The organism is Flavobacterium sp. (assembly GCF_029242675.1).
Classification (GTDB): domain Bacteria; phylum Bacteroidota; class Bacteroidia; order Flavobacteriales; family Flavobacteriaceae; genus Flavobacterium.
Map to the genome: position 1 here is coordinate 1 of NZ_JAQWTM010000240.1, position 3,229 is coordinate 3,229.

A 3,229-nucleotide genomic window follows, 5' to 3' on the forward strand; every position below is an offset into this window, starting at 1 on the left:
TATTGGCACGGCAACTTTTTACCTATTCGAAGTCCTAAATTAGATTGGTCAAAAGTGATGGATGGAACAACATCAGCCACAGAATGGAAAGGTTTACATGCCGTTTCAGAGTCGGTACATTTGTACAATCCTAGCAATGGCTGGTTGCAAAACTGCAACTCTACCCCTTTCTCTGTTTCTGGCTCTGATAGTCCTAAAAAATCGGATTATCCGTTTTATATGGCTCCCGATGGAGAAAGTTTTAGAGGTGTAAATGCCGTACGATTGCTTATTAAAGGGGAAAAGTACACCTTAGACAAAATCATTGCAGATGGATACGATAGAAAGCTGTCCATTTTTGAAGTATTGATTCCGGCCTTAATCAAGAGCTTTGATCAAGAAACTAAAAATGGAAATTCACAATATGCTACTATAGCAGAGCCCATCGCAATTTTAAAACAATGGAATTACTATGCTGAGGAGAATTCGGTTGCTACAACATTAGCTAACGAATGGGCTTTTAAATTAGATCCAATATTAAGGAAAACATACACAAACGAAGGGGAGAGCGATCAGGTTGAAAACACCTATTCATTTGCGCAAACCGCAACTGCAGTCCAACTTTTACCACAACTTCAAGAAGTGGTAAAGGAGCTAACTAGCAAATTTGGCAGCTGGCAAATTCCGTGGGGCACTCTTAATCGATTCCAAAGACAAACCGGCGCTATAGACTTAACTTATAATGATGCAGCATCCAGTTTACCAATTGCCAATGCTTCCTCGCTATGGGGTTGTCTACCCGCTTTTAAAAGTAATTACCAAGAAAATAGCTCGCTACGATACGGAAGCAGTGGTAACAGTTTTGTTTGCGCGGTAGAGTTTGGTCCAAAAATTAAAGCAAAATCACTACTTGCAGGAGGTAATAGCGGAGATCCAAAATCCAAACATTTTAGTGATCAATCCGTCATGTATCAAAGAGGACAATTTAAGGATGTACTATTTTACAAGGAAGATGTTCTAAAAAATGCCGAGCGTAATTATCATCCTGGAGAATAAGGAGATTGGAGTTCTGTTAAATAATTAACAGAGGTTTGTTTTATCAAAATTTTAATGAACTAATTCAGCTTTATTTAAGATATTTACATAAAATTAATTAAACATGAAGAACATAAAATACTTACTTATTGGAGTCCTTATTTATTCCAGCAGTACTATGGCACAATTAAAAGCAGTTGTTTATCAAGATGGAGCCCAAATCCTTAATGGTTTTGCGATTGCTCCTACCAAGAAAAGTACTCAAAAACCAGGTGTATTAATACTTCCTGCTTGGAAAGGAATCGATAAAGCATCTAAAGATATAGCAACAGACCTATCAAAACTAGGTTATTATTCCTTTATAGCTGATATTTATGGCGAAGGCAATTACCCAAAAGACAATGCAGAAGCAGGGAAAAGTGCAGGCTTTTACAAAACAAATTATACAGAATACCAAAAAAGAATTTCATTAGCATTAGAACAACTGATTAAGGCGGGAGCCAACCCAGATAACATTGTGGTAATTGGATATTGTTTTGGAGGTACTGGCGTACTTGAGGCAGCTCGAGGCCATTTAAATGTAAAAGGAGTGGTTTCATTTCACGGCGGATTAGGCAGAGATAAAACTAGAGTCAATACACCTATAACTGCTAAAGTGTTAGTTTGCCACGGAGCAGATGACTTTTTTGAATCAGCGGAGGATATCGCGGCCTTTCAACTAGAATTGCGAGATACAAAAGCAGATTGGCAAATGATTTATTATGCTGATGCAGTGCACGGTTTTACGAATCCAGAATATGGTAACGACAAATCTACTGGAGTTGCTTACAATGCAGTAGCCGCTCGACGCTCTTTTGAACATCTAAAACTCTTCTTAAACGAAGTTTTAAAAAAATAAATTTATTTTAATCAATTCTATATTATTTACATGAAAAAATTATTAAGTCTAATAGTTATTACCACTGCTATATCATGCTCTGGATCTAAGGTAGGAGTTTCACAAGACAATTCAAATCCTTCCAAATACATGAATAGCATCACAGCAGATGAACTTAAAACACATTTGTATATCGTTGCTTCAGACGAAATGGAAGGAAGAGAAACGGGTTCAGCAGGTCAAAAACGAGCTGGTGAGTACATGATTAATCAATATAAGAAAGAAGGCATTGGTTTTCCAAAGGGAGCAACTAGTTTTTATCAAGCAGTTCCTGCAGCTTTTTTGAACAAAAACAGTAGACAAAAATTAAATGACTCTGAAAATATTTGGGCTTACATCGAAGGTTCTGAAAAACCAGATGAGGTATTGGTAATTTCAGCTCATTACGATCACGTAGGTGTGAAAAACGGAAATGTATATAATGGAGCTGATGATGATGGATCAGGAACGGTAGCGCTATTAGAAATTGCACAAGCATTTCAAAAAGCAAAAAAAGAAGGTCACGGACCTAAAAGATCTATCCTTTTCTTGCACGTAACAGGTGAGGAACACGGTTTACTTGGATCTCAATACTACTCTGAAAACCCTTTATTTCCAGTTGCAAATACCATTACTGATATCAATATAGATATGATTGGACGACGCGATAAGGAGCATGCCAATACCAACAACTACGTTTATTTAATTGGTGCTGACCGCTTATCATCGGATTTAAATACAATATGTATGGAAGCCAACGATATGTACATTAAAATGGACTTGGATTTAAAATACAATGATCCTAAAGATCCTAACCATTTTTATGAGCGTTCTGATCATTACAATTTTGCAAAATTTGGAATTCCGTCCGTTTTCCTTTTTAACGGAGTACATGCGGATTACCACCAAAAATCAGATACTCCAGATAAAATTGAGTATGATGCTTTAACTAAAAGAGCACAACTAGCTTTTACTATTGCTTGGGAACTAGCAAATAGAGAAAACAGACCCGTAGTAGACAAAAAATAACGGTTTCTATCCCAAAAAAAAGAGCTTTGAATCACTTGAGGGCACTGAAAAACTAGGCCTAATTTAGACAAGATGCTTTTTTAGGGATTAAAAAGAAAGCTTGTAACGGATTAATTAATAATTCTGTTGCAAGCTTTTTTTATTTTTGCAGTATTTTTAAAGAGCTTACATCGACTTAAAAAAGCTCATTTAAAGAATTAGGACAAGAGCTATTGTTTCCTACATTATTTTGAGGATTCTCTTAAGATTGGTGGCGAAAACAGTCATTGC

The 3,229-nt window shown here is 36.3% G+C and carries 3 protein-coding genes; all 3 read left to right on the forward strand.

All coding sequences use genetic code 11. The features are described 5' to 3' along the window. Positions 1 to 1,035 (forward strand): penicillin acylase family protein (locus tag P8M54_RS08910; RefSeq protein WP_300287372.1); only part of this gene is annotated, 1,035 nt, incomplete at its 5' end. Between the two features lie 103 nt (positions 1,036 to 1,138). Next, the gene (locus P8M54_RS08915; protein ID WP_300287374.1) at positions 1,139 to 1,912 is read left to right on the forward strand and encodes a dienelactone hydrolase family protein; all 774 of its coding nucleotides are present in this window, start codon (positions 1,139 to 1,141) and stop codon (positions 1,910 to 1,912) included. Between the two features lie 30 nt (positions 1,913 to 1,942). Further along, a complete protein-coding gene (locus P8M54_RS08920) occupies positions 1,943 to 2,959 on the forward strand; it encodes a M28 family metallopeptidase (RefSeq protein ID WP_300287376.1) in 1,017 nt (338 codons plus the stop codon). The last annotated feature ends 270 nt before the right edge of the window (positions 2,960 to 3,229 follow it).